The sequence below is a fragment of the Desulfobacter latus genome (assembly GCF_013389365.1).
Classification (GTDB): Bacteria; Desulfobacterota; Desulfobacteria; order Desulfobacterales; family Desulfobacteraceae; genus Desulfobacter; species Desulfobacter latus.
Window position 1 is genome coordinate 1 of the sequence record NZ_JACADJ010000138.1, and the last position, 3,147, is coordinate 3,147.

At 48.1% G+C, this 3,147-nt stretch carries 4 protein-coding genes; 2 read left to right on the top strand and 2 right to left on the bottom strand.

The genetic code is table 11. The features are described from left to right. Window positions 1-215: 215 nt before the first annotated feature. Window positions 216-593 (top strand): fluoride efflux transporter CrcB, encoded by a 378-nt coding sequence (gene crcB, locus HXW94_RS18410; protein WP_178368351.1) that lies wholly within the window; start codon window positions 216-218, stop codon window positions 591-593. 20 nt (window positions 594-613) lie between these two features. Here crcB and HXW94_RS18415 read toward each other — a convergent pair whose 3' ends face one another. Next, window positions 614-1,819 carry an acetate kinase gene (locus HXW94_RS18415; protein WP_178368352.1) on the bottom strand — a complete coding sequence of 402 codons (1,206 nt, stop codon included), beginning with the start codon at window positions 1,817-1,819 and terminating at the stop codon, window positions 614-616. Between the two features lie 43 nt (window positions 1,820-1,862). Further along, window positions 1,863-2,333: an HAD family hydrolase gene (locus tag HXW94_RS18420; RefSeq protein ID WP_178368353.1), complete on the bottom strand. Its 471-nt coding sequence runs from the start codon at window positions 2,331-2,333 to the stop codon at window positions 1,863-1,865. Between the two features lie 140 nt (window positions 2,334-2,473). On the opposite strand from HXW94_RS18420, the gene HXW94_RS18425 reads away from it, so the two are divergent. After that, window positions 2,474-2,908: a YbgC/FadM family acyl-CoA thioesterase gene (locus HXW94_RS18425; protein ID WP_281357878.1), complete on the top strand. Its 435-nt coding sequence runs from the start codon at window positions 2,474-2,476 to the stop codon at window positions 2,906-2,908. The last annotated feature ends 239 nt before the right edge of the window (window positions 2,909-3,147 follow it).

A 3,147-nucleotide genomic window follows, 5' to 3' on the forward strand; every position in this document is an offset into this window, starting at 1 on the left:
GCTGATCTGAACGGTGCATTAAACATCATTCGAAAAGAAGTTCCTGAATCCCTTAATGAACTTATAAGGATAAGGAATAGAGGCTGTGGGTTTCAGCCATTTAAAGTGCTTGCATTTTAATAAAAAAGTCTATTTGGATCGTAAATTAAATACTTTTGATTACTATTTAATTAGATTTTATAACCTAATATCTCACACAGCTGGGTAATACAAAAATGATTAAAATAGCAATCGTAGGATTAGGCGGTGCCATGGGAGCCATGTGCCGCTTCCTGGTATATGAAGGGTATATCAATGCCGTAAAAAATACGTCACTTCCTTTAGGAACCATCACCGTCAATGTTTTAGGATGCTTTATCATCGGAATTTTAGGCGGTATTGCCGATACACGGCAAATCTTTACCCCGGAGGTCAGGCTACTTGTTTTTACCGGTTTTTTAGGCGGATTCACCACGTTTTCCACCTTTGGATTCGAACTGTTTTTATATATGCGCAACGGGCAAATCGGCCTGGCCGTTGTAACCGGGCTGATCCAGTTAATCGCCGGGCTGATTTTTGTGTGGGCCGGATTCGGACTGTCAAAAGTCTTTTAAAAAATCACTTTTCTGTAATTTTACATTACAAGGTCTTTACAGATGGTTGCAATTTCAAATTCTTCATCTGTGGGAACCACCCAGACTTCCACGGTACTGTCATCGGTTGAAATACGGCCGGATTTACCCCTTAAACCGGCGTTAACCGCTTGATCCACGATAATACCAAGATGTTCAAGCCCTTCCAGGCATTTACCCCGGACGTCCGCGTCGTTTTCCCCGATGCCGGCGGTAAAGGCAATGGCATCCAGGCGGCCCAGCACGGCATAATAAGCCCCGATATATTTTTTAATACCGTGGCACAGCATCTCAAAGGCAAGTCTGGCATTGTCATCACCCAAGGCGATGGCTTTGTGGATATCCCGCATATCATTCATGCCGCAGATACCGGTGAGACCGCTTTCACGGTCAAGCACAGTCTGAATTTGTGCCGCACTTTTCCCGGTACACAAGGTAAGATAGGCAGGCAGGGAAGGATCAATGTCACCGCACCGGGTTCCCATGATCAGCCCGGAAGTAGGCGTCATGCCCATGGAGGTTTCCCGGCACACACCGCCTTTGACGGCGGTTATGGAAGACCCATTACCCAGATGGCAGACAATATTGCTCAACTCATGTAAAGGCTTTCCCATCAGATTGGCAAGCGTTCTGGTGACATAGGCGTGGGAGGTGCCGTGGAATCCGTACCGCCGGACTTTATATTTAGTGTAATACCCCGTGGGCAACGCATACCGGTACACATAATCGGGCAGACGGCTTGCAAACAGCGTGTCAAACACGGCAACCGAAGGCACGCTGGGGAAATGCGCCATGGCCGCTTCAATACCGGCCAGGTTGGCCGGGTTATGCAGGGGTGCCAGCACAATGTTCTGCCGGATGCCCTCAATGGCCTTGGCGTCCACAATACAATTCTCCTTAAAAATTTCACCGCCCTGGGCCACCCGATGCCCAATGGCGGCAAGCGCTTGCGCAGATGTAACAAGCGGATCATCACCCGTCATAAGTAAAGCAGCCACCTTTTCGACGGCTTGGGTGTGATCTTCAAAATATTCAAACAGTTCGGTTTTTTCACCGGGTCCCGGGTCAGGGTACAGGGTGTGGGTCAGACTGCTTTCCGGACTGCCGATGCGCTCCACCAGGCCCGCACATATTGCCCTGGGAGCGGCCAAATCAAACAATTTATACTTCAGGGAGGAACTTCCTGAATTAATAACAAGTACTTTCATTTTTTTAAACTTTCTTTTCGCTTTTTGTAACAGCGTGTCAAAATCAGTTTCGCAAGGTGGCAATCAACCGATTAGGATTTTCAAAAAAGGCAAATACATCCAGGATATGCCGGACCAGCACATCGGCGGATATCAGTGCCGGCAATGCCGCCCCTTCCTCCCCAAGCACGGCAACGCCCAGCCTTGCATGTTTAAGCATCAAGGCGTCGTTAACCCCGTTGCCCACAGCCATGGTGGTGTCTGCACCGATGGACGTGAGCACATCCAGTTTTTTTTGATCCTGTTTCTGGTTTGAAATAAGCACAACGTTAGCGTTCACCTCTCCAAGCTGCGCCTGGACTGAGCCGAAGGTATCAGCCGTCACCACATGAAAATTAAGTTGGTGACCAAGCCGGTTCATGGTCGGCCCGACCCCGTCAATAAGACGGCCATCCGTTGCGATGGTGCCGTTGTAGTCAAACATCACATTTTGAATATTAACCGGACCGGTGCCGGGAATTTCAATGCAGATCATGCCGTCTCCTGATGAAGTCTCATAGATTATTAAGGCGTTATTTTTCCCAGGTTCTTAATAATATATTATACTTTTTATGAGGTCACCCACAAAACAATTCTTTATCAAAAAGATCATTCAATGTATAAACTTTTATTATTATGATGAACACAAAACATATCACCAATGCACATACAGCGGATCAGGACCCGGCCATTCATCACTTTGAGGCCAGGGTCTATTATGAAGATACGGATCACTCCGGGGTGGTTTACCACGCCAATTATCTGAAATTTTTTGAACGGGCCAGGGAAGATATCTTGGGTATTGAGACCCTGGTCCGGATGTGGAACGACAAAGGCATCGGCTTTGCCGTATACAAGGCGGACATCGGATACCACGACGGGGCACAATTCGGAGATCTTCTGGATATTCGCACCACCTGGGAAAAACAGGGGCCCTACCGGATGGTGTTTTTCCACAGCGCCTGGCGCCCCGGCAAAAACAAGCCGGCCGTCACCTGCGCCTTGGACCTGGTGTGTCTGGGGCCGGGCAAAAAACTTTTGCCCATTCCGGAATTCGATTTTTTAGATTAAAACGCTACAACTTTTGGCATCCTTCATATGATCCCAAAAGTACTTTACACTTTTTGAATGGAGGTTCCCGAAAAATGGGAGTCGGCATCTGGAAAGTGTAAAGCGGGAAATGGCGGCAGTGGCCGAAATTTCCATAGCATGACTCTACACAAAACCCGGTAAATCGGTGGGATAACCTACAGCCGATTTTGTTAACACCAGCCGAACCGCCTTGGTACGAGATCCGTATGCCGGGTGGT

Excerpts from the sequence above, each read along its gene's own strand:
- crcB (WP_178368351.1), top strand. The coding sequence starts at position 216 with ATGATTAAAATAGCAATCGTAGGATTAGGCGGTGCCATGGGAGCCATG.
- HXW94_RS18425 (WP_281357878.1), top strand. The coding sequence starts at position 2,474 with ATGATGAACACAAAACATATCACCAATGCACATACAGCGGATCAGGAC.
- HXW94_RS18415 (WP_178368352.1), bottom strand. The coding sequence starts at position 1,819 with ATGAAAGTACTTGTTATTAATTCAGGAAGTTCCTCCCTGAAGTATAAA.
- HXW94_RS18420 (WP_178368353.1), bottom strand. The coding sequence starts at position 2,333 with ATGATCTGCATTGAAATTCCCGGCACCGGTCCGGTTAATATTCAAAAT.